Source organism: Leisingera sp. S2M4 (genome assembly GCF_055398055.1).
The window spans coordinates 2,650,718-2,673,889 of the sequence record NZ_AP040861.1; the positions used below are offsets into that span (position 1 = coordinate 2,650,718).

The 23,172-nt window shown below is 64.9% G+C and carries 18 protein-coding genes; 10 read left to right on the forward strand and 8 right to left on the reverse strand.

Going from position 1 to position 23,172, the window contains the following annotated elements:
* Positions 1-60: 60 nt before the first annotated feature.
* The gene (gene gatB, locus ACZ52D_RS12885; RefSeq protein ID WP_369926301.1) at positions 61-1,575 is read right to left on the reverse strand and encodes an Asp-tRNA(Asn)/Glu-tRNA(Gln) amidotransferase subunit GatB; all 1,515 of its coding nucleotides are present in this window, start codon (positions 1,573-1,575) and stop codon (positions 61-63) included.
* Positions 1,576-1,910: 335 nt separating this feature from the next.
* Between gatB and ACZ52D_RS12890 the strand changes: the two genes are divergently transcribed.
* The gene (locus ACZ52D_RS12890; protein ID WP_464441563.1) at positions 1,911-4,277 is read left to right on the forward strand and encodes a Tex family protein; all 2,367 of its coding nucleotides are present in this window, start codon (positions 1,911-1,913) and stop codon (positions 4,275-4,277) included.
* A gap of 64 nt (positions 4,278-4,341) precedes the next feature.
* On the opposite strand, the gene ACZ52D_RS12895 is transcribed toward ACZ52D_RS12890, so the two are convergent.
* The 3 genes from ACZ52D_RS12895 to pepN form a co-directional block, all read right to left on the reverse strand.
* The gene (locus ACZ52D_RS12895; RefSeq protein WP_464441564.1) at positions 4,342-5,694 is read right to left on the reverse strand and encodes a hypothetical protein; all 1,353 of its coding nucleotides are present in this window, start codon (positions 5,692-5,694) and stop codon (positions 4,342-4,344) included.
* A gap of 190 nt (positions 5,695-5,884) precedes the next feature.
* The gene (locus ACZ52D_RS12900; protein ID WP_464441565.1) at positions 5,885-6,340 is read right to left on the reverse strand and encodes a hypothetical protein; all 456 of its coding nucleotides are present in this window, start codon (positions 6,338-6,340) and stop codon (positions 5,885-5,887) included.
* Positions 6,333-8,897: an aminopeptidase N gene (gene pepN / locus ACZ52D_RS12905; RefSeq protein ID WP_464441566.1), complete on the reverse strand. Its 2,565-nt coding sequence runs from the start codon at positions 8,895-8,897 to the stop codon at positions 6,333-6,335. The genes ACZ52D_RS12900 and pepN overlap by 8 nt, the downstream gene beginning before the upstream one ends.
* A gap of 123 nt (positions 8,898-9,020) precedes the next feature.
* Between pepN and ACZ52D_RS12910 the strand changes: the two genes are divergently transcribed.
* The 5 genes from ACZ52D_RS12910 (at position 9,021) to ACZ52D_RS12930 (ending at position 13,619) form a co-directional block, all read left to right on the forward strand.
* A complete protein-coding gene (locus ACZ52D_RS12910; RefSeq protein WP_222455898.1) occupies positions 9,021-9,227 on the forward strand; it encodes a hypothetical protein in 207 nt (68 codons plus the stop codon).
* A 220-nt stretch (positions 9,228-9,447) separates the two neighbouring features.
* A complete protein-coding gene (locus tag ACZ52D_RS12915) occupies positions 9,448-11,595 on the forward strand; it encodes a malate synthase G (protein ID WP_464441567.1) in 2,148 nt (715 codons plus the stop codon).
* A gap of 120 nt (positions 11,596-11,715) precedes the next feature.
* Entirely contained in the window at positions 11,716-12,144 is a 429-nt protein-coding gene (locus ACZ52D_RS12920; RefSeq protein WP_464441568.1) for a GlcG/HbpS family heme-binding protein, read from the forward strand.
* 152 nt (positions 12,145-12,296) lie between these two features.
* A complete protein-coding gene (locus ACZ52D_RS12925) occupies positions 12,297-13,076 on the forward strand; it encodes a gamma-glutamyl-gamma-aminobutyrate hydrolase family protein (protein ID WP_464441569.1) in 780 nt (259 codons plus the stop codon).
* 27 nt (positions 13,077-13,103) lie between these two features.
* Positions 13,104-13,619 carry a GNAT family N-acetyltransferase gene (locus ACZ52D_RS12930; protein ID WP_464441570.1) on the forward strand — a complete coding sequence of 172 codons (516 nt, stop codon included), beginning with the start codon at positions 13,104-13,106 and terminating at the stop codon, positions 13,617-13,619.
* 43 nt (positions 13,620-13,662) lie between these two features.
* Here ACZ52D_RS12930 and ACZ52D_RS12935 read toward each other — a convergent pair whose 3' ends face one another.
* The gene (locus ACZ52D_RS12935; protein WP_464441571.1) at positions 13,663-15,903 is read right to left on the reverse strand and encodes a xanthine dehydrogenase family protein molybdopterin-binding subunit; all 2,241 of its coding nucleotides are present in this window, start codon (positions 15,901-15,903) and stop codon (positions 13,663-13,665) included.
* A gap of 3 nt (positions 15,904-15,906) precedes the next feature.
* Positions 15,907-16,371, reverse strand: a complete 465-nt coding sequence (locus ACZ52D_RS12940) for a (2Fe-2S)-binding protein (protein WP_464441572.1) — start codon at positions 16,369-16,371, stop codon at positions 15,907-15,909.
* 107 nt (positions 16,372-16,478) lie between these two features.
* Between ACZ52D_RS12940 and ACZ52D_RS12945 the strand changes: the two genes are divergently transcribed.
* Positions 16,479-17,066: a TetR/AcrR family transcriptional regulator gene (locus ACZ52D_RS12945; RefSeq protein WP_369926321.1), complete on the forward strand. Its 588-nt coding sequence runs from the start codon at positions 16,479-16,481 to the stop codon at positions 17,064-17,066.
* A gap of 32 nt (positions 17,067-17,098) precedes the next feature.
* Here ACZ52D_RS12945 and kynA read toward each other — a convergent pair whose 3' ends face one another.
* Both kynA and kynU read right to left on the reverse strand, forming a co-directional pair.
* Positions 17,099-17,932 carry a tryptophan 2,3-dioxygenase gene (gene kynA, locus ACZ52D_RS12950; RefSeq protein ID WP_417475009.1) on the reverse strand — a complete coding sequence of 278 codons (834 nt, stop codon included), beginning with the start codon at positions 17,930-17,932 and terminating at the stop codon, positions 17,099-17,101.
* 148 nt (positions 17,933-18,080) lie between these two features.
* On the reverse strand, positions 18,081-19,274 hold the full coding sequence (gene kynU / locus ACZ52D_RS12955; RefSeq protein ID WP_464441573.1) for a kynureninase: 1,194 nt from the start codon (positions 19,272-19,274) through the stop codon (positions 18,081-18,083).
* A 372-nt stretch (positions 19,275-19,646) separates the two neighbouring features.
* On the opposite strand from kynU, the gene ACZ52D_RS12960 reads away from it, so the two are divergent.
* From ACZ52D_RS12960 to ACZ52D_RS12970, 3 genes are all read left to right on the forward strand, one after another.
* Positions 19,647-19,820, forward strand: coding sequence for a hypothetical protein (locus tag ACZ52D_RS12960; RefSeq protein WP_222455907.1), 174 nt, complete (start codon positions 19,647-19,649; stop codon positions 19,818-19,820).
* A gap of 302 nt (positions 19,821-20,122) precedes the next feature.
* Positions 20,123-21,694 carry a Re/Si-specific NAD(P)(+) transhydrogenase subunit alpha gene (locus tag ACZ52D_RS12965; RefSeq protein ID WP_464441574.1) on the forward strand — a complete coding sequence of 524 codons (1,572 nt, stop codon included), beginning with the start codon at positions 20,123-20,125 and terminating at the stop codon, positions 21,692-21,694.
* A 13-nt stretch (positions 21,695-21,707) separates the two neighbouring features.
* The gene (locus ACZ52D_RS12970; protein ID WP_464441575.1) at positions 21,708-23,144 is read left to right on the forward strand and encodes an NAD(P)(+) transhydrogenase (Re/Si-specific) subunit beta; all 1,437 of its coding nucleotides are present in this window, start codon (positions 21,708-21,710) and stop codon (positions 23,142-23,144) included.
* Positions 23,145-23,172: the final 28 nt, after the last annotated feature.

The window sequence follows — 23,172 nt, forward strand, 5'->3', positions numbered from 1 at the left end:
GGGCGCCGCTGTGGGCGCCCTTAGCAAAATCTGGTGCAAAGAGTCCGGCTTGTGGCGGGGTCAGCCGCCCAGTTTCTTGGCGACCAGTTCGTTGACCGCTTTGGGGTTGGCCTTGCCGCCGGTGGCTTTCATCACCTGGCCGACGAACCAGCCTGCCAGTTTCGGGTTCACCTTGGCCTTTTCCACCTGCGCCGGGTTGGCGGCGATGATCTCGTCCAGCGCGGCCTCAATGGCGCCGGTGTCGGTCACCTGCTTCATGCCGCGTTCCTCGACGATCTGCGCCGGATCGCCGCCTTCGGTATAGACGATTTCAAACAGATCCTTGGCGATCTTGCCGGAAATCGCGTCCGAGGAAATCAGGTCGATGATACCGCCCAGCTGCGCCGGGGAGACCGGGGATTCGGTGATCGGCTTGTCGTCGTCCTTCTTCAGGCGGCCGAACAGCTCGTTGATGACCCAGTTTGCGGCCAGCTTGCCATTGCGCCCTTTGGCCGTCTCTTCGAAGTAGGCGGCCGATTCCACCTCGGCCGTCAGCACCGATGCGTCGTAGTCGGACAGGCCGAAGTCCTTGATGAAGCGCGCCTTTTTCTCGTCCGGCAGTTCCGGCAGCTTGGCGGCGATATCGTCCACCCATTCCTGCTCGATCTCCAGCGGCAGCAGGTCCGGGTCGGGGAAATAGCGGTAATCATGCGCTTCTTCCTTGGAGCGCATGGAGCGGGTCTCCCCCTTGTCCGGGTCATAGAGGCGGGTTTCCTGCTCGACCTCGCCACCGGCTTCGATGATGGCGATCTGGCGGCGGGCCTCCACCTCGATGGCCTGCTGGATGAAGCGCATCGAGTTCATGTTCTTGATCTCGCAACGGGTGCCGAGATGCGAGAAGTCCTGCGTTTCCTGATATTTCTCGTATTGACCGGGCAGGCAGACCGAGACGTTCACGTCGGCGCGCAGGTTGCCGTTCTGCATGTTGCCGTCGCAGGTGCCGAGGTACTGCATGATCTGGCGCAGCTTGGCGATATAGGCGGCCGCTTCCTCAGGGCCGCGAATGTCGGGGCGGGAGACGATTTCCATCAGGCAGACGCCGGTGCGGTTCAAGTCCACGAAGGACATGTTGGGGTCCATGTCGTGGATTGACTTGCCTGCGTCCTGTTCCATGTGGATGCGCTCGATCCGCACCTTGCGGGCGGTGCCGTCGCCCAGTTCCACCAGCACTTCGCCCTCGCCCACGATCGGGTGGTAGAGCTGCGAGATCTGGTAGCCCTGTGGCAGGTCCGGATAGAAGTAGTTCTTGCGGTCGAAAGCCGACCACAGGTTGATGTCGGCCTTCAGGCCCAGGCCGGTGCGCACCGCCTGCTCGACGCAGTATTCATTGATGACGGGCAGCATCCCCGGCATCGCCGCGTCCACGAAGGCGACGTTCGAGTTCGGCTCGGCGCCGAACTTGGTGGAGGCGCCGGAGAACAGCTTGGCATTGGAGCTGACCTGGGCATGCACCTCCATGCCGATGACCAGTTCCCAGTCATGCTTGGCGCCCGCGATCACCTTGGGCTTGGGGAGTTCATATGTCAGGTCGAGCATGGTTTTCCGCCGTATCCGAATGTCAGTTGCAGTGACGTGGCGCGATGTTTCATCGGCACACTGTCAATTTCAGTTGCACAGCGTTCTAGGCCCGGCGGCGCGCAGGAGCAAGAGGGCAGGTGGCACAGAGAGCTTTGAGGTGGGCGGAAGACCCTTGAATCGCATGGGCTGACGCCTTGGCAGCGCTGGTCCGTCCCCATGGGCGGGCGCTATGCTTCTGCCCGCGGACGGGCGCTGGCCTTCGCGATGGTTCGCCTGTGCCTGATTCAGCCTCTTGGCGGGGTGCCGCAGGAGGGCTAGAACTGGCAACCCGAGCAGAACTTCAGGAGGTCGCCTTGGACACATCCGCCCGTATCAGCCAGACCATTGCCGCAGAGATCGGCGCTGCCGCCAAGCAGGTGAGCGCCGCGGTGGCGCTGCTGGATGAAGGCGCCACCGTGCCCTTTGTCGCGCGATACCGGAAAGAGGCAACCGGGGGGCTGGATGACAGCCAGCTGCGCACCCTGGCGGAACGGCTGGAATACCTGCGCGAGCTGGAAAAGCGCCGCGCGGCCATCCTCGAGTCGATCAAGGGGCAGGACAAGCTGACCGATGAGCTGGCGGCCTCGATCGCCAAGGCCGAAACCAAGGCGCAGCTCGAGGACATCTACCTCCCCTACAAGCCGAAGCGGCGCACCAAGGCGATGATCGCGCGGGAAAACGGGTTGGAGCCGCTGGCCGAGGCCATACTGGACAACCGCAACGCTGACCCGGAGAAACTCGCCGAAGGCTACATCACCGAGGCAGTGCCGACGGTGAAGGATGCGCTGAACGGCGCGCGGGACATCCTGACCGAGCGGCTGACCGAGAACGCGGGCCTGCTGGGGCGCTTGCGGACGTTCCTGCAGCGCGAGGCCGTGCTGACTGCGCGCGTCGTCGAGGGCAAGGAGCAGGAAGGCGCCAAGTTTTCGGACTATTTCGACCACAGCGAGCGCTGGGCCGATGTGCCGTCGCACCGGGCGCTGGCGATGCTGCGCGGTGCCAATGAGGGTGTGCTGACGCTGGATGCCGGACCGGAGCCGGAAGAGGGCGCGGCCCGCGCCGAGGCGATGGTTGCGGCGGAGCTGGGCGCGGGCGGCAACGGGCCGGGGGACGTCTGGTTGCGCAAGGTCGCAGGCTGGTGCTGGCGGGTGAAATTGAGCCTGTCGATGATGCTGGAGCTGATGAGCGATCTTCGGGCACGCGCCCAGGAGGACGCCATTCAGGTTTTTGCCCGCAACCTCAAGGACCTGTTGTTTGCAGCGCCAGCCGGTGCGCGACCGACCCTCGGGCTGGATCCGGGCATTCGCACCGGCGTCAAGGCCGCGGTGGTTGACGCAACCGGGAAATTGCTGGCCACCGAGACGCTGTACCCGTTTCAGCCGAAGAATGATCTGCGCGGTGCGCAGGTGGCGATCGTCAAGATGATCGCGGAACATGGGGTCGAGCTGATCGCCATCGGCAATGGCACTGCCAGCCGCGAGACCGAGCGTATGGTCGCGGAGGTGCTGAAGCATCTGCCCGCCAAGATCAAGGCACCGACCAAGGTGGTGGTGAGCGAGGCAGGGGCCTCGGTCTATTCCGCGTCGGAACTGGCGGCGCGGGAATTCCCCGATCTGGACGTGTCCCTGCGCGGCGCGGTGTCGATCGCGCGACGCCTGCAGGATCCCTTGGCGGAACTGGTGAAGATCGAGCCCAAGAGCATCGGCGTTGGCCAGTACCAGCATGATGTCGACCAGCACAAGCTGACCAAATCGCTGGAAGCGGTGATCGAGGATGTGGTGAACGCTGTCGGCGTCGACCTCAACATGGCCTCTGCGCCGCTGCTGTCCCATGTATCGGGTCTTGGTCCCGGTCTGGCCGAAGCGATCGTTGCGCATCGTGACCAGAACGGGCCGTTCGCCTCCCGCAGGGAGTTGCTGAAAGTGGCGCGCCTCGGGCCCAAGGCCTTTGAGCAATGCGCGGGCTTCCTGCGCATCCGGGATGGCAAGGAGCCGTTGGACGCCTCGGCCGTGCACCCGGAATCCTATGATGTGGCGCGCAAGATCGTGGCAGCCTGCGGCCGTGACATCCGCGAGATCATGGGTGATGCCGCGGCGCTGAAAAAGCTGAGGCCGGAAGAGTTCGTCAGCGGCGATGTCGGCCTGCCGACGGTGCGGGACATTTTCGCTGAACTGGAGAAGCCGGGCCGAGACCCCCGACCGTCCTTCGTCACCGCCGCTTTCAAGGATGGGGTGGAGGAAATCACCGATCTGAAACCGGGCATGGTGCTGGAAGGCACGGTGACCAATGTGGCCGCCTTTGGTGCCTTTGTGGATATCGGCGTGCATCAGGACGGGCTGGTGCATGTCAGCCAGTTGGCGGACCGTTTCGTGAAAGATCCGCATGAGGTGGTCAAGACTGGCCAGGTGGTCAAGGTCACGGTGACCGAGGTCGACGTGCCGCGCAAGCGCATTGGCCTGACGATGAAGAAGGATGGCGGCGCGTCTGCGCGGGACGACCGCAACGCGCGCGGCGGCGCCCGGGCAGGCGACCGCGCGGGGCCCAAAGGCGGGCCTGCGCGCGGCGGCGGCAAGCCCGGCGGCGCCAAGGCCGGGCGGGGCAAGTCGCAGGGGGACCAGAAAGGCGGCTCGGGAACGGGCGCGCTGGGCGCGGCGCTGATGGACGCTTTCAAGAAGACCTGAGGACGAGCAACGCGGCTCGGCGTGTTGCGGACGCGCGCCGGGTCGCGGCGGCGGGCAGGTGTTCTCAGGCCGGGGTGAACCGTGGGCCTTCCGCGGTGAAGGTCACGGTTTGACCGGCGGAGATTTCCTCGCGGAAGTGTCCGGCGATGGCGGCCAGCCCATCCGCCTCTCCGCGGGCGGCAAACCGGCTGACGGAGCGCACCCGAGCGCTGTTGTCGAACCCTTCTGCGGCATGGGCCCAGACCATTGGGTGCAGCTCTTGCAGGTGGTCTCGGATCAGCCAGTCGGCGGCGCTGGCGATCTGTCGCCGGTTCGCGGCCGCCTGACGCGACGCTTCCAACTGGGTGTCTTCGGCCCGGCGCAGGGTAACGCAGCAATACGCGGTGAGGAGATTGATCATCTCCTGCGAGGGTGCGGCGGCGACAATGTCGCGCAGACCGGCTAGGAAGACCCGCGTGTCAACGCGGGCGCAGGCCTGATCATCCAGCGCCAGGGCATCGAAATAGACCCAAGTATACCCGCCCGCGCCCCAGGTTTCGGCGGTGTTGGCCGCGGTGCGGCGGGCCTCCAGTTCGAGGGCGGCGTAGGAGCCTGCACTGCGGGGCAGCATCAGGGTTCCAAGGCTGCGCATCGGACGGTGATTTCGGGGCAACAGGGCGATCAGGGCGCCGAATTCATCGGCGACGTCCTCGGGGGCGTGGCCCTGGCCCGCCAGCAATGCACATTGCGCGGCCCTCAGAAAGGGGCTGTCCGCGCTGAGTTCTGCAATGGGGTGCAGCAGCGCGGCGGCGCGGTTGAAATGGGCGGCGCAGCGTCGCTGGTTGGGCGGGGTGACGGCTTGGCCGGTGTCCGGTCTGCGCCAGGCCCAGCCGATGTCGATATGCGCCAGTGCCACCAGTGCGGTCAGATAGGGATCGCGGCGATGTTCGGCGCGCAGCGCCTCAAAGGCCATCAGGCCCCGGATCAACGCCCGGCTGCCCGCATCCTTGCCTTCTGCCAGCGCGTGCTCGGTGGCATGCACCACATCCGCGCGCGCGCCAAAGGCGATGAGCTCGGCGATCGGCAGACCAGAGCTGGTCACGGTCCTGGCCTGATCCGCGGCACGAATCTCGGCGGACAGTTCGGCCCACAGCTCCTGACGGGCGAGGAATTGGCCCTGATCCTGTGCGGCAACCGCTTCGGGGTCTCCGTTCGCCTCGCAGATCGGAATCGACAGGCTGTCCTCCAGTCTGGGAGCGGGGCTTGCGACTGTCTGTTCAACCGGCTTCGGCTGCGTCGTTGGCACCGGGACCGGCACCGCAACCGGCACGGCGCAGGCTTTGGAGGCGGAGCGCAGTTGGCCGCCAGGCGCAGTGGCGGAGAGCAGGCCGGAAATCCGCGAGAACATTTCCCGCGCCTGTCGAGACGGATTGAACATTTGCGCGTCCTGAAGATTGGCAGCTTGTCGTTACTGGCATTCTCCTCAGGCATTGGGGCGCAATCATGGCGCGACTGGGGAAGTTCCTGAGCGAAGGCGATAATTCGCCGCAAACAGGCAAGATCGCACGCAGGTTTCCGCGCGGGCAGCCAATTGGTTCTGCTGCGCGCCAACGGGCAGCAGGGCCGTGTCAGAACGGGGAGAAATGGTGGCGTTTGCAGCGCAGCCCGCGGGCGGCAAATGCGGCTTCCAGCCGATCTATGGGTGGGGTCGCCTCTTGTGGCAGGCGGAGGCGCTGTCCGTCTTTCAGGACGAGCGTCGCGCGCCGGGAGAGATCCCAGCGGGTGTCGAGGCGCAGGTGGTCGACCTCCTCCAACTTCACGAAGCCGGTCAGCCGCCCACTGTGCCAGTCAACCCGTTGGGGCGACATCGTCAGCCCGGCACTGGGGTTGCGGATCAGATCCAGAAGGGCTGGCAGCACCGGCAGCGTCAGAAGTGCTATGACCAGCGGGGAGGCCTCCAGCAGTAGCCAAAGGCCCAGCAATGCAGCCAGCCAGGCAGCCACCAGCGCAAACGCGGCAGGGGACCGCCCCCGGCGGGCGAATGTGAAATCCGCCGGGGGAGGCGTGGTTTGCGGGTCAGGCATTCAGGATCCGGCTGACCATCTCGTTGGTGTCGCGGCTCAACCCGTCGGTGCCCGCGATCCGCAGGAGCTGCTCACGGATCCGTTCCTGACGGGCGGTGTCGTAGCGCTTCCAGGTCTGGAAGGCCGCGCACATGCGGGCCGTGGTCTGCGGGTTCAGCTTGTCGAGGGCGATCAGGTTGTCGGCGAGGAGCACGTAGCCGTCACCGCTGGCATGGTGGAACCCCGCATGATTACCGGCCAGCGCGCCGAAAACGGCGCGGAAGCGGTTGGGGTTCTTCATGTCAAACAGCGGGTGCCGGGTGAGGGCGGCCGCGGTGGCGGCTGCATTCTCGGGGGAGGCACAGGCGATTTGCAGGGCGAACCACTTGTCCATCACCAGGCGGTCGTGCTGCCATTGGTCGAAGAAGGTCTGCGACTGCGCATCGGCCTTTTCCGCCTTCATCAGGCAGGACAATGCCGTGTACTGCTGGGTCATGTTGTCCGCGGTCGCATATTGGCGCGCGGCCTGCTCGCCGCCGTCCAGCCGGGTCAGCAGCGACAAGATACGACCGTTCAGTGCGCGTTTGCCGGCGCTTTCGGCGTCCGGGCGATAGGGGCCGTCGACCGTCGTGGCGGCGTAAAGCCGGGGCAGGCTGGTCTCCAGTTGCTGCGCCAGCGTCTGGGCAAAGGTTTCGGCCGCATCGTAGATTTTTTGCGGATCCGGCGTGTGGCCGCGCTCTGCCAGGGTCTGGGCGATGTCGGCCTGGCTCGGCGGCGACAGCACCAGCGCCCGGAAGGCGGGGTCCTGGTCGTCGTCGCGCACCAGTTTTTCAAGGGCGTCCAGATAGGCCGCGTCGGGGGTGGCACCGTCAACGACCATCGCCACGCGGACTTCCTTGGCCAAGGCGTTGCCCGCTTCCCAGCGATTGAAGGGATCGGTGTCATGCGCCAGCAAGAAGGCGCGTTCGGCATTGGTGGTCTCGCGTTCGAGGATCACCGGGGCCGAGAACTCGCGCAGGATGGAGGGCACCGGCTTGGCGGCGAGGCCCTCGAAGGTGAAACTCTGCCTGGCTTCGGTCAGCTCCAGCACTTCGGTGCCACGCACCTCGTCGCCGTTGGGCGACAGTAGGCCGACCGCCACCGGGATCACGCGCGGCGCTTTCTGCGGCTGGCCGGGGGTGGGCGGCGTCGATTGCTCGAATGTCAGGGTATAGGTGCCGTCGGCGTAGTCCTCCGAGACTTTCAAACGGGGGGTTCCGGCCTCGCTGTACCACAGCTTGAACTGGCTGAGATCGCGCCCGGTGGCATCCTCGAAGACCTTCAGCCAGTCTTCGATGGTGCAGGCTTGGCCGTCGTGGCGCGCAAAGTAGAGTTTGAGCGCCTTGTAGTAATTGTCATCCCCCACCAGCCGCTTCAGCATGCCGATCACCTCGGCGCCTTTTTCATAGACGGTGGCGGTGTAGAAGTTGTTGATTTCCTGGAACTGTTCGGGGCGCGGCGGGTGCGCGAGCGGGCCGTTGTCCTCGGGGAACTGGCGGGCACGCAGGGCGATCACGTCCTCGATCCGCTTCACCGGCTCCGAGCGCATGTCGGCCGTGAACTGCGCGTCGCGGAACACCGTCAGCCCTTCCTTCAGGCAGAGCTGGAACCAGTCGCGGCAGGTGATGCGGTTGCCGGTCCAGTTGTGGAAATACTCATGCGCGATGATCGCTTCGATGCGTTCGAAATTGGCATCCGTGGAAGTTTCGGGCGACGCCAGAACGCAGGAGGAGTTGAAGATGTTCAACCCCTTGTTTTCCATCGCGCCCATGTTGAAGTCATCGACAGCGACGATGTTGAAGAGATCGAGGTCGTATTCCAGGCCGTAGACATCCTCGTCCCATTTCATCGACTTCTTCAGCGCTTCCATGCCGAAGGCGCATTTGTCCTCATCCCCCGGGCGGACCCAGATGTTCAGCTCGACCTCCTTTCCCGACTTGGTGGTGAACTGACCGGGGTGGTTGACCAGGTCGCCTGCCACCAGCGCAAACAGATAGGCCGGTTTCGGCCAGGGATCGTGCCATTCGGCCCAGCCCTCGCCTTTGCCCATGGGGTTGCCGTTGGACAGCATCACCGGCGCGTCGCCCTCGATGCGCACGGTGAAGGTGGACATCACGTCGGGACGGTCGGGGTAATAGGTGATCTTGCGGAAGCCCTCGGCCTCGCACTGGGTGCAGTACATGCCGTTCGACATGTAGAGCCCCTCCAGCGCGGTATTGCCCGCCGGGTTGATTTCCACCTCGGCTTCCCAGGTGAAGGGGGCGCTGGGCACGTCGCATTTCAGGCCACCCTCAACAAGCGTCGGTGACACCTCCTGACCATCAATCTTTGCCGAGATCAGCTTCAGCTCCTCACCGTGCAGGAAGAAGGTCGTGTCCGTGGCAACTGCCTTCGGAGCGAAGCGGATCTTGCTGAGAACGCGCGTGGCTTCGGGGGTGAGGTGGAAGGTCAGATGAACGCTTTCGACGTCGTATCCGAATGGCGTGTAGTCCTTCAGGTAGATGGTTTCGGGGGCGGTGGCAGGACTGGCATCTTTCACGGCGGAACCTCGTTTTTGGGGAACCGGAGCGGGTCCGGCACGTTGTTTCCCTAGTCGTAGGCAACAGCAGGCGGAGCGGCAAGCCGTCCTGCATGTCAATTTGTTACCTTAAGGAGATCTGTTATGTCAGCACCGGACACCAATGTTGAGCGTCAGAAGAAAGACCACAAACCTTCGCTGCTGGGTATCGGCGCTGCCGCAATTTTTGGTGTGGCCGCCATCGCATTGCTCACGCTGATGGTCGTTGACCGCGCGAGTGAGGATGACACCGCCGAGCTACCGGCGACCGCGGATGAGGTGCAGGCGGTCATCAACGGTACCGCTGACTGATATTGGGGCCCGAGCCGGTTTGCCGGGGCGTGCAGCGAAAGCTGTGCGCCCTTTTGTTGGGGGCTTCCAGCTATTGCATATTCGGAATTCTTTTCGGCACTTTCTTGAAAATCAAGAAATTGCGTTTGGTTTCACAGGATGGCTGTTTTGTTGCTGATCGGAAACTTCTGCCCTAGGTAGGATGCAGCATACAGTGGTGTACCGCCGAAAGGAGCAAGTCATGAGCCGGGTCGAGAAACAGGGAATTCAGGTCGCGCCGGAACTGGCGGAGTTCATCGAAACGCAGGCGCTGCCCGGAACCGGGGTTGCGGCAGAAACTTTCTGGTCCGGCCTTGCAGACCTGGTGAATACCTTTGGCCCCGAGAACCGTGCGCTGCTGCAAAAGCGCGAGGACATCCAGGCCAAGATCGACGCCTGGCATATCGCGAACCGCGACAAGCCGCATGACCATCAGGCCTACAAGACCTTCCTGAGCGAGATCGGCTACCTGCTGCCCGAGGGCGATGACTTCGAGATCGAGACCAGCAACGTCGATCCCGAAATCGCCAAGGTTCCGGGGCCGCAGCTGGTGGTGCCGATCACCAACGCGCGCTACGCGCTGAACGCGGCCAATGCCCGCTGGGGCAGCCTGTATGACGCGTTCTATGGTACGGACGCCATGGGCACGCCTGCGCCCAAGGGCGGGTATGACAAGGGCCGCGGTGCCCGCGTCGTTGCCCGCGCACGGGTGTTCCTGGACGAGGCATTCCCGGTGGAGGGCACCAGCCACGCCGACGCCCGCCGTTATCACGTGCAGGATGGCGCGCTGCTGGTCGATGATCTGCCGCTTGCGCAGCCGGAGAAATTCGTCGGCTACCGCGGCAACCCCAAGGCTCCCGATGCCGTGCTGCTGCGCAACAATGGCCTGCATGTCGAGCTGGTCTTTGACCGCACCCATGCGATCGGCGCGCGCGATCAGGCGGGGCTGGCTGACGTGCGGCTGGAAAGCGCGATGTCGGCGATCATGGATTGCGAGGATTCGGTCGCCTGCGTCGACGCCGAGGACAAGGTTCTGGCCTATTCCAACTGGCTCGGCCTGATGAAAGGCAATCTCGAGGCCAAGCTCGACAAGGGCGGCAAGACCCTCACCCGCCGTCTGAATCCGGATCTGGACTACACCGCGCCGGATGGCTCTGCCCTGACCGTGAAGGGGCGCGCCCTGTTGTGGGTGCGCAACGTCGGCCACCTGATGACCAATCCCGCGGTTCTGGACAAGGACGGCAACGAGGCCTACGAGGGGCTGCTCGATGCGTTGATCACCGTTGCGATTGCCATGCATGATCTCAAGCGGGATGGCGGCAACTCTGCCCATGGCTCGGTCTATGTGGTGAAGCCCAAGATGCACGGGCCGGAAGAGGTCGCCTTTACCGACCGCATCTTTGACAAGGTCGAGGACATCCTCGGCCTGCCGCGCCACACCGTGAAGATCGGCATCATGGATGAGGAGCGCCGCACCTCGGTCAACCTCAAGGAATGCATCCGCGCCGCCAAGCACCGGGTGGCTTTCATCAACACCGGCTTCCTTGACCGCACCGGCGACGAGATCCACACCTCGATGGAGGCTGGCCCCTTCAGCCGCAAGGATTTCATCAAGCGCAAGGGCTGGATCGGGGCCTATGAGAACCTGAACGTGGACATCGGCCTGGAATGTGGTCTGTCCGGCAAGGCCCAAATCGGCAAGGGCATGTGGGCGATGCCCGACATGATGGCGGCGATGCTGGAGCAGAAGATCGAGCATCCCAAATCCGGCGCCAACTGCGCCTGGGTGCCAAGCCCGACCGCGGCGACCCTGCATGCGCTGCATTACCACAAGGTGGATGTGATGGCGGTGCAGGCCAAGCTGAAGGCGGGCGGGCGCCGCGCCCATGTAGACGGTATCCTTGAAATCCCGCTGGCCAGCTTCCGTCGCTGGACGCCGGAACAGATCGCCCGCGAGGTGGACAACAACGCACAAGGCATTCTGGGCTACGTGGTGCGCTGGGTCGATCAGGGGGTGGGCTGCTCCAAAGTGCCGGACATCAACGACGTCGGCCTGATGGAAGACCGCGCCACCTGCCGGATCTCGGCCCAGCATATCGCCAACTGGCTGCACCACGGCGTGGTGAGCGAGGAGGAGGTGATGGCCTCGATGCGCAAGATGGCGCAGGTCGTTGATGCGCAGAACCGAGGCGACAACAGTTACCGCGCGATGGCGCCGGGCTATGACACCATCGCCTTCCAGGCCGCCTGCGACCTGGTGTTCAAGGGGCGGGTGCAGCCTTCGGGCTACACCGAGCCGGTGCTGCACGCGCGCCGTCTCGAGCTGAAGGCGCAGGCTGCGGCAGGCTGATTGCGGCCTGCGGCGAACTGACCCGCGCAAAACAGTTTCGCCGCAAATGCGGCTAGTCAAAGGGGGCCGTTTGGCCTCCTTTTTCGTTCTGACGCAAGGTAAGCGAAAGGCAGGACGGATATGGCTGGGATTTCTCTGAGCGAGGCGCGCGGCATCATCGGGGCGGCGCTGGAAAAGGGCCGCGCACTGGCGCTGAAGCCCTTGTCGGTGGTGGTGCTGGATGCGGGCGGCCATGTGCAGGCCTTCGTGCGCGAGGATGGCGCCGCACCGGGTCGCTTTGCGATCGCGCAGGCCAAGGCCTATGGCGCGGTGATGCTGGGCATGGGGGGCACGGCGCAGATGGCGCGGGCCGAGGCGCAGGGTTACTTCATGGCGGCGGTGAACGGCGTCTATGGTGGCCGGGTGGTGCCGGTGCCGGGCGGCGTTCTGGTGCGCGACAGCATAGGCGCGGTGATTGGCGCGGTGGGCGTGACCGGCGATACCTCCGACAATGACGCCATCGCGGCGCTGGCCGGGATCGAGGCCGTGGGCCTGCAGGGCGAGGCCTGAGGCGCGCGCCGGGTGTCTGCGCCGCCTGTCGTCCGGCTGCAGGACCATCGCGCATGTGTGTGCGTGAACAATGTGTTGCGCGGTGCCGACTGTTGAACCCTGCAGAGGGCAGAGCTAGGTTTTCCCACAGGCATTAGTTTCGCGGGTGGATCATGGCGCGTCCCAAGGTTGGCATTATCGGCAATTCCTATCTGATCAACGATCAGTACCCTGTGCACGCGGGCGGCACGATGAACTCCGAGGCGGTCGCCGAGGTGGCGGGCTGCATGCCGCTGATGATCCCGTCAGACCCGCGCTTCGTCACGGTGGAGGAACTGCTGGAGACCTTCGACGGCTTCCTGCTGACCGGCGGCCGCCCAAACGTGCACCCCGCGGAATACGGCGAGGCCGAGACCGAGGCGCATGGCGCCTTTGACCGCGCCCGCGATGCCATCACCCTGCCGCTGGTGCGGGCCTGCGTCGAACGCGGTCAGCCATTCCTGGGCATCTGTCGCGGCTTTCAGGAGGTGAACGTGGCGATGGGCGGCACGCTCTACCCCGAGATCCGCGATCTGCCGGGGCGGATGAACCACCGGATGCCGCCCGATGGCACGCTGGAAGAGAAGTTTGCCTTGCGCCATCCGGTCAAATTCAACTCCGGCGGGGTGTTCCACCAGTTGATGGGCGCCGAAGAGGTTATGACCAACACGCTGCACGGGCAGGGCATCAAGCGCCCCGGCCCGCGTGTGGTGGTGGACGGGCATGCGCCCGATGGGACGCCAGAGGCCATCTACATCAAGGATGCCCCCGGTTTTACCTTGTCGGTTCAGTGGCACCCGGAATGGGATGCCGCCAATGACCCGGTGTCGCGTCCGCTGTTCGAGGCCTTTGGCCGCGCGGTGCGGGGCTGGGCTGATACCCGCGTTCAGGCCGGATTCCAGAAAAGCGCCTGACCCGCACAACGTCGCAAGAGGTTTCAGATGACAGTGGCAACCAAAGGGGCTGCCGGGAGCGGGTGGTCCGCTTACCGCATCCGGCCCGGCAGGCCGGAGGATGCTGCGGCGCTGGCAGAGGTTTTTCATGCCGCGGTGCATGGGCTGGCCAGCCGTCACTACACCCCGGAACAGATCCGCGCCTGGTGCCCGGAACGCCCGCCGACCGAGGTATTCGGGCGGCGGCTGTCGGACGGGCGGCAGCTGTGGGTGGCGGCCGATGCGGAGGATATGCCTGCCGCCTTCATCGATCTGGAAGCGGACGGGCATGTGGATATGCTGTTCTGTCATCCGCGCGCCGCGGGGCTGGGCGTGGCCGCGGCTCTGTACGCGCATCTCGAGGCTGCGGCGCGGCGGGACGGGCTGACCCGCCTGCATGTGCGCGCCAGCGAGGCGGCACGCGGGTTCTTTGAGCGTCAGGGCTTTGCCGTGCAGCAGCGCTGCGCGTTCGAGCGTAACGGCGTGATGATGCACAACTACCTTATGGAGAAGCTCCTGGCCTGACCCGCCCTCGGCCCGCCCGTTGCCGGGCAGGCCGAGGTCTGTGTCAGACCAGCAGGTCGAAGTCATGCATCAGGGGCAGCCGCCGGGCCCGGATGCCGGTCAGGTCGAACAGTGCATTTGCCAGGGCCGGAGCGGCCGGGGGCGTGCCGGGTTCGCCCGCGCCGCCCATCCGCGGCTGGTTCTCCAGAAGTTGCACCTGCACAGAAGGCATCGTGTGCATGCGCAGGGCGTCATAATCCGGGAAATTGCCCTGCTCGGCGGCCCCATCGGCAAAGGTGATCTTACCAAAGCAGGCCGCCGACAGCCCATAGGCCATGGCTCCGAACATCTGCGCGCGAGTGTTGTCGGGGTCGATCACCCGGCCCAGATCGGCAGCAATCCAGGCACGGGTCATGCGGATGCTGCCGTCCTGCTGCGCGACCTCGATCACCTGCGCAACCGGGGTGCCGAAGCTGTAGCACAGCGCCACGCCGCGCCCGGTGCCTGCCGGGGGTGGGCTGTCCCAGCCGGACATTTCGCGCACCGCTTCCAGCACCGCTGCGGCGGGTTCCCATTCGCGCCGGGCCATCTCCAGCCGGAAGTCCAGCGGATCGCGCTGGGCGGCATGGGCCATTTCGTCGATGAAGCTTTCGACAAAGAAGGCGTTGAAACTGTTGCCGACCGAGCGCCAGAAACCCACCGGCACCTCCACGTCGGACAGATGCCCGGCCATGCGGTGGTTGGGGATTGCGTAGGGCGTGTTGAAGAACCCCTCAACATGCACCTTGTCGGGGCCCGCAGCGGCGAGGCCTGCGACCCGGTCCATTGCCTGTGCTACCGGCGAAGCGGCGGCCACCTTGCCATCCAGCAGCACCGCGCGGCCGTCTTTCACCGCGCCGCGCATCCGCGCCAGCGCGCCGGGGCGGTACATGTCGTGGCGCATGTCCTCCTCGCGGCTCCAGGTCAGCTGCACCGGCACGCCGGGCATCGCCTTGGCCAGACGGGTGGCGTAGACGGCGTAGTCGAACTCCACCCGCCGCCCGAAGCCGCCGCCCAGGTAGGTGGTGCGCAGATCCACCTGTTCGGCGTCCAGCCCGGCTTCGGCTGCGCATTTCATCTGAGTGAAGCCGGGCATCTGGTTGCCGCACCAGACGGTCAGCTTGCCGTCCTCGAAAAGGGCGGTGGCGTTCATCGGCTCCATCGTTGCATGGGCGAGGTAGGGCACCTGATACTCCGCCGCCAGCTCCGTCGCGCCGGGCGGCAGCTGGTCTGCGTCGCCATCGTCCCGCATCACGGAGTTGGGGGCGTCGTCGAAGGCTTCGGCGATGCGGGCAAAGATCTGATCGGTCTCGGGCGGGTAGGGCGCCGCCTGCCAGTCGATCTGCACCGCCTCTGCCGCCTGCATAGCGAGCCAGGTGTTGCTGGCCACTACGGCAATGCCGCTGCCCATGTCGACGACGCGCTCCACGCCGGGCATTTTCAACGCGTCTGTGGCGTCAAACCCGGACATGCCGCCGCCCTGTGCCGGGTTCATGCGCAGGGCTGCGAATTTCATCCCGGGCAGGCGCACGTCGATGCCGAAGGTTGCCGTGCCGGTGGCCTTCGAAACCATGTCGACGCGGTGCTGCGATTTGCCGATCAGCCGCCACTGGCTGCTGGGGCGGAGTTCTGCCTCGATCGGTTCCAGCTGCGCCGCGGCCTCTGCTAGATCCGCGTAAGCGATTTTGGTGCCGTCCGGGGCGATCACCGCACCCTGCGCGGTGCGCAGTTGGCTGCGGGCCACACCCAGCCGCTCGGCGGCGGCCTGTTTCAGGGTCTCGCGGGCGCTGGCACCGGCCGCGCGCAGGCGGTCAAAGCCATCCTTCATCGAGGTGGAGCCGCCGGTGCCGTGCAGGTTCAGCACCTTGCCCAGATGCCCCAGCGCGTTGCCAATGGCATGGCTGATCTCGCCACGGTCATAGCCCTTGCCCGGCAGCGCATCTGTCATGAAGGCGGAATTGTAATAGGCCTTGGCGGCGGGGCCGTGCAGCACCCGGACCTGATCCAGTTCCACGTCCAGCTCCTCGGCGATCAGGGCGGCCCAGCTGGTTTTCACGCCCTGGCCCATCTCGGCGCGCGGCGCAAACAGGGTGACGCCCTGCTGGTCGATCAGCACAAAGGGATTGAGCGCGGCCTCGCCCTTGCCAGCGGTCAGCGGGTTGGGGGCCGGGCGGCTGACGGAATAGGCGCCAAAGGCCACACCGCCGACAATGGCGGCAGAGCCGATCAGGAAACTGCGACGGGCGATCTTGCCAATGCTGGCCATGGTTTATGCCTCCTGCAGCTTGCGTGCGGCGGTGTGCACTGCGGCGCGGATGCGCGGGTAGGTGCCGCAGCGGCAGAGGTTGCCCTGCATCGCTTCGTCAATATCCGCATCCGACGGTGTGGGGTTTTCGGCCAGCAGGCTGGCGGCCTGCATGATCTGTCCCGACTGGCAATAGCCACATTGCGCCACCTGGTGATCCACCCAGGCCTGCTGCACCGCGGCCATGGCGTCCGGCGTGCCAAGCCCCTCGATCGTGGTGACCTCGCCCCAGACATCCGAAAGCGCCACCTGGCAGGAGCGCACCGCCTGGCCGTCGATATGCACAGTGCAGGCGCCGCAGGCCGCCACGCCGCAGCCATACTTGGTGCCGGTGAGGCCGATTTCGTCGCGCAATACCCACAACAGCGGAACCTCGCCTGGGAGATCCATCTGATGCGGCGTTCCATTGATGCGGAGGGTTGTGGGCATGGCGGGCTCTCTGCTTGGTTGAGTGGGCTTTGATGCGCTGACAAAAATGCTTAATTTTGTCAGCGTGTCAATTGACAAATTTCGCCCGGACTGTCAGACCTCGCGCCATGACCCTGAAGATGACCGGACTTGATCCCAAGCAGCAGGCAATTCTCGGCGCCGCCTGGAGCGCCTTTGCCACCTATGGTTTTCGCAAGACGTCGATGGATGACATCGCGCGGGGGGCGGGCATGTCGCGCCCGGCGCTGTATCTGCATTTCAAGAATAAGGACGCCATTTTTCGCGCGCTGGTAACGGTTTACAACGCGGAAGCCTGCGAAAACCTGCGCGCGGCGCTGGCCGGGCAGGGCACGTTGGAGACCCGTCTGCTGGCCGCGTTTCAGGCGCAGGTCGGGCCAGCGGTGGAGGCCATGCTGACCTCTCCGCATGGGTTGGAAGTGTTTGAGGCGGGCATGAACGCCGCCGCCGAGGATATCGAGGCAGGCGAGGCCGCGTTCCGGGCGATCTATGCCGACTGGCTGGAGGCGGAGGCCGCCGCCGGGCGGGTCAGCCTGACCGGTCCCAGCGCCGAGATTGCCCGCACCATCTGCGCCGCGCTGAAGGGGCTGAAGCATACTTCCGGTGATTTTGCCACCTATCAGGCCGGGGTGCGGCAGCTGGCCAAGCTGCTGGGCGCTGCGCTGACACCGCGCTAAGGCGGGCCGGTGTCCCGGCCCGCAGGGCTGCGTTAGAGCTCGGTGCGCAGGTGCCAGAGCTCGGGGAACAGCTCCACCTCCAGCATCCGTTTCAGATAGCTGACGCCGCCGGTGCCGCCGGTGCCGCGTTTGAAGCCGATGACGCGTTCCACCGTGGTGACGTGGTTAAACCGCCAGCGGCGGAAATAGTCCTCGAAATCGACCAGTTTTTCCGCCAGCTCATAGAGCTCCCAGTGGTCTTCGGGCGCGCGGTAAACCTCGGTCCAGGCGGCCTGCACGGCCGGGTGGGGCTGGTGCTTTTCAGCGGGGTCGCGCTCCAGCACCTCGGCAGGCAGCGGAAAACTTTGTGACAGCGCCCGCAACGCCACGTCGTAAAGGGACGGCTGCGCCAGTTCCGCCTCCAGCAGCTCCACCAGGTCGGGGCGGTGGGCGTGGGGCTTCAGCATCGCCTTGTTGCGGTTTCCCAGCATGAATTCGATCAGCCGGTATTGGTGCGATTGAAAGCCGGAGCTCTGCCCCAGCGCATCGCGGAACCGCGTGTAATCGGAGGGCGTCATGGTCCGCAGCACGTCCCAGGCCGAGTTCAGCTGTTCGAAGATCCGGGCGACGCGGGCCAGCATCTTGAAGGCCTGCCGGGCTTCGCCGCTGATCAGCTGCTGCCGCGCTGCGGTCAGTTCGTGGATCGCCAGCCGCATCCACAGCTCGGACGTCTGGTGCTGGATGATGAACAGCATTTCATCATGGGTGTCGCTCCAGGTCTTCTGGGCGTTCAGCAGCATGTCCAGCGACAGGTAGTCGCCATAGGACATGCGGTCCTTGAACGACATCTGCGCGCCTTCCTCGGCGGGATCATAGGGTTTGCTCATCGGTGTCTTCCTTTTCCTAAGTGTAGCATATGTCAGGGAAGGGAAGCGCACCTCCGGTTCAGCGTGCCGCATTGGGCCAGGCGGCGCCACAGCGCGACCCAGCCCGCCGGACGGCACAGCGGCAGATGGTAGGAGCGTCGCAAGCGCATCAGGTGACAGCGTTGCGGATCTTGTACTCCGGGTTGTCCCACAGCGCGTTGGTCATCACATCGGCAACGATGTCAGTTGCGGCCCGTACGTCAGCCTCGTCGATATAGAGCGGGGTGAAGCCAAAGCGCATGATGTCGGGGGCGCGGAAGTCGCCGATCACGCCGCGGGCGATCAGTGCCTGCATCGCGGCGTAGCCCTCCCGGAACTTGAACGAGACCTGGCTGCCGCGGTAGGCCGCGTCGCGGGGAGAGGCCAGTTCCAGCTGCGGACATTTGGCCTCGACCTCGGCGATGAACAGGTCGCACAGTTGCATGGACTTCGCGCGGACCTCGGCCATGTCCGCCATGTCCCAGATGTCCATCGCCGCCTCCAGCGAGGTCATCTGCAATACCGGCGGAGTGCCGACGCGCATCCGCTCGACACCGCGACCCGGCCGGTAGTCGAGGTCGAAGGCAAAGGGCGCCTCGTGCCCCAGCCAGCCCGACAGCGCAGGGCGGGCCTTCTCGGCGTAACGTGGTGCAACATAGATGAAGGCCGGGGCGCCGGGGCCGCCATTCAGGTATTTATACGTGCAGCCGACACCGAAGTCCGCGCCGCAGCCTGCCAGATCCACCGGCAATGCGCCGGCGGAATGGGCCAGGTCCCAGACCGTCAGAACGCCCATCTCGCGCGCCTTGGCCGTCAGCGCGCGCATGTCGTGCTTTCGACCGGTGCGGTAATCCACCTCTGTCAGCATCAGCACCGCGATGTCATCGGTGATGTTCTCTTCCACGGCCTCCGGGTCAACCACGCGAAGCTCATACTCCGCTCCCAGGGAGGTCAGCAGCCCCTGGGCGATATAGAGATCGGAGGGGAAGTTGCCGTTGTCTGACAGGATCACCTTGCGCCCGGGGTTCAGTTCCAGCGCCGAGGCCAGCGCCTGGTAGACTTTGATAGACAGCGTGTCGCCGACGATGACGTGACCGGGCTCAGCGCCGATCAGCCGACCGATCCGATCCCCGAGATCGCGGGATTTCTGCATCCAGCCGGCCTTGTTCCAGCCGGTGATCAGCATGTCGCCCCATTCGTGCTGCATCATGTTGCCAACCCGCTCGGTTGCGGCGCGTGGCAGCGGTCCCAGCGAGTTGCCGTCAAGATAGATCGTGCCCTCGGGCAGGTGGAACATCGCCTTGGTGGCCGCAAAATCAGTCATCGGAGCCTCACTTGCTCATGGTATTTTATGCTTAAAGCATATAGTGGTGCTATCCCAAGCCGCGGCTTCTGTCCAGTGATAGTCTGATCCCGCACGGCGCAGCGATCCGGCCTCGACCAGCGATACGGCTTTGTCCGGTGTGGCTTGGCAACCGCGTAAGGTTTAGGCAGGCCGCCCACGCGAGGCGCGGTCGGGGTGTTCTGTGCGGCGGCTCGCAGGAGTGAGACCGACCTCGGCCAATTTGCCGCAGTTGCATTTGCGCATGGCAGACTATGGTCGCAGTGTTGGTGCCAGACAGGCGCCAGCGTCCGGATGACCCGCCGCGAGCCCGACAGATCCATCAGAATTAGCGATGGGCATTTGGACAAAACTATGCAGGATCTTGCCGCAGGATGGAACGGATTCGCCGTTTTTGTGCAATCAGCGGCAAACTGTTCTTTTCTTCGCGATGGGGCCAAATGGCTCTGGACGATGTGGCCGGATATGGGAAAGCTGCCCGCCATGTACGTGTATTTGCTGGATAATGTTGCCGAGGCCTGCGGATGACGGGCTGTCTGGCTTTCCCTTTTGTGGGGTCCTGTGATCGGGGGCTGCATGGTCTGACTGCGCATGCACCGGGGACCGGAGGTCTCTCTGCACGGCTGCAGCTCGGGAACAGGGATCCATGTCGCGTATCCAGCAACAAAGGCGACGGGAAAGCGAGGCGGCCAACCTGACATTTCCGCGTCGCGGCGTAATTTTGCGGCGATGCAGCAATTTTGTTGCGCAACAATCTTGCGCCATGTACGAAGTAAATTCACGATCTGTACCCGGACAATCGGCGTCCGGGCAAGACGAGGGGAAAAGCGGTGAAACTAGGGACACCAAAAGAGACATTTCCGGGCGAGAACCGGGTTGCGCTGACGCCGGACTCTGCGCGTCAGTTGCAGAAGCTGGGTTACACTTGCGCGATCGAGGCCGGGGCCGGGGCGGCGGCGGGGTTTTCGGATGCCGCCTACGCCGAGGCGGGCGTCGAGATCGTCAAGACCGCGGCGCAGCTGTGGAAGACGGCCGACATCATCGCCAAGGTGCGCCAGCCCAATGAGACCGAGCTGAAGCGGCTGACCAAGGGCAAGACGCTGATCTCCTTCTTCAACCCGGCTGGCAATGAAGAGGGGATGGAGGCCGCCAAAGCCAAGGGCGCCAATGTCATCGCGATGGAAATGGTGCCGCGGATCAGCCGCGCGCAGAAGATGGACGCGCTGTCCTCGATGGCCAATATCGCGGGCTACCGCGCGGTGATCGAGGCGGGCAACAACTTCGGCCGCTTCTTCACCGGCCAGATCACCGCCGCGGGCAAGGTGCCGCCGGCCAAGGTGCTGGTGGTGGGCGCGGGTGTTGCGGGCCTTGCCGCGATCGGCACCGCGACCTCGCTTGGCGCGGTCACTTACGCCTTTGACGTGCGTCCCGAGGTGGCCGAACAGGTGGAATCGATGGGCGCCGAATTCGTCTATCTCGATTTCGAGGAAGAGCAGCAGGACGGGGCCGCCACCGGCGGCTATGCCTCTGTATCCAGCCCGGAATTCCGCGAAGCGCAGCTCGCCAAGTTCCGCGAGCTGGCGCCGGAGATGGACATCGTCATCACCACCGCGCTGATCCCCAACCGCGAAGCGCCCGAACTGTGGACCGAGGACATGGTCGCGGCGATGAAGCCGGGCTCGGTGATCGTGGATCTCGCGGCCGAGAAGGGCGGCAACTGCAAGCTGACCGTCGCGGACGAGAAGATCGTCACGGACAACGGCGTCACCATCATCGGCTACACCGATTTCCCCAGCCGCATGGCGGCGCAGGCCTCGTCGCTCTATGCGACCAACATCCGCCACATGATGAGTGATCTGACGCCGGGCAAGGACGGGCAGATCGTGCATGACATGGAGGATGACGTGATCCGCGGCGCCACCGTGGCGTATCAGGGCGAGATCACCTTCCCGCCGCCGCCGCCCAAGGTGCAGGCGATCGCGGCGCAGAAGAAGCCCGAGGTGAAGGAGCCGACGCCGGAGGAAAAACGCGCCGCCGAAGTGGCCGCCTTCAAGGCGCAGACCAAGGCGCAGGTGACCATGCTGGCAGGCGGCGGCGCGCTCTTGCTGCTGGTCGGGCTGTTTGCGCCGGTCAGCTTCATGCAGCATTTCATCGTCTTTGCGCTGGCCTGTTTCGTGGGCTTCCAGGTGATCTGGGGCGTTGCGCATTCCCTGCACACGCCGCTGATGGCGGTGACCAACGCGATCTCCTCGATCATCATCCTCGGCGCGCTGATGCAGATCGGCTCGGGCAGCTGGCTGGTGATCCTGCTGGCGGCGCTCAGCGTCTTCATGGCCGGGATCAACATCTTCGGCGGCTTCCTCGTCACCCGGCGCATGCTCGCCATGTTCCAGAAATCCTAAGGAGGCCGGACACATGGATTACGGTTTCACCACCGCCGCCTATGTCGTTGCGGCTGTTCTGTTCATCCTGTCGCTGGGCGGCCTGTCGAACCAGGAAAGCGCCAAGCGCGCGGTCTGGTACGGCATCGCGGGCATGGCGCTGGCGGTCTTTGCCACCCTCATCGGCCCCGGCTCGGGCCTGTGGTTGCTGTCGCTCTTGCTGATCGCGGGCGGCGGCATCATCGGCATGTATGTCGCCAAGAAGGTGCAGATGACCGAGATGCCGCAGCTGGTGGCGGCGATGCACTCGCTGGTCGGCCTCGCCGCGGTTTTCGTCGGCTTCATCGCCCATTTCGAGATCGGCAATGTGGCGGCCGCCGCGGCGGCGGGCACGGCGGACGAGCTCGGCACCTTTGCCAAGCTCATCGCCAAGAAGACCCCGGCCGAGATCGCCTTTTTGCGGGTTGAGCTGTTCCTCGGCATCTTCATCGGCGCCATCACCTTCACCGGTTCGGTCATCGCCTTTGGCAAGCTGGCGGGCAAGGTCACCTCGGCGGCCACCAAGCTGCCGGGCGGTCACGCGCTGAACGCCGGTGCCGCGGCGCTCTCCTTCATCTGCCTGATCTGGTACTTCAACGCGGGCACCTTCCTGCCGCTCTTGCTGATGACGCTGGCAGCCCTCTTCATCGGTTACCACCTGATCATGGGCATCGGCGGCGCCGACATGCCGGTGGTGGTGTCGATGCTGAACAGCTACTCGGGGTGGGCCGCGGCGGCGATCGGCTTCTCGCTGGGCAATGACCTCTTGATCGTGGTCGGCGCGCTGGTCGGCTCCTCGGGTGCGATCCTCAGCTACATCATGTGCAAGGCGATGAACCGGTCGTTCGTCTCGGTGATCCTTGGCGGCTTTGGCGGCAGCACCGGCCCGCAGATGGAGGTCGAGGGCGAGCAGGTCGCGATCGACGCCGAGGGCGTGGCGCAGGCGCTGGAGGAAGCGGACAGCGTCATCATCATCCCCGGCTACGGCATGGCGGTGGCGCAGGCGCAGCAGAACGTCGCCGAGCTGACCCGCCGCCTGCGGGCAAAAGGCAAGGAAGTGCGCTTCGCCATCCACCCGGTGGCGGGCCGTCTGCCGGGCCACATGAACGTGCTCTTGGCCGAGGCCAAGGTTCCTTATGACATCGTGATGGAGATGGACGAGATCAACGACGACTTCCCGGACACGGATGTGGCGATCGTCATTGGCTCCAACGACATCGTGAACCCGGCGGCGCAGGAGGATCCGAACTCGCCGATCGCGGGCATGCCGGTTCTGGAGTGCTGGAAGGCGAAACAGGTGATCGTCTCCAAGCGTGGCCAGGGCACCGGCTACTCCGGCATCGAGAACCCGCTGTTCTTCAAGGAGAACACCCGGATGTTCTACGGCGATGCAAAACAGAGCCTCGACACGCTGCTGAATTCGATCAGCTGATCGGATCCGCAAAACAACACCAGCAAGG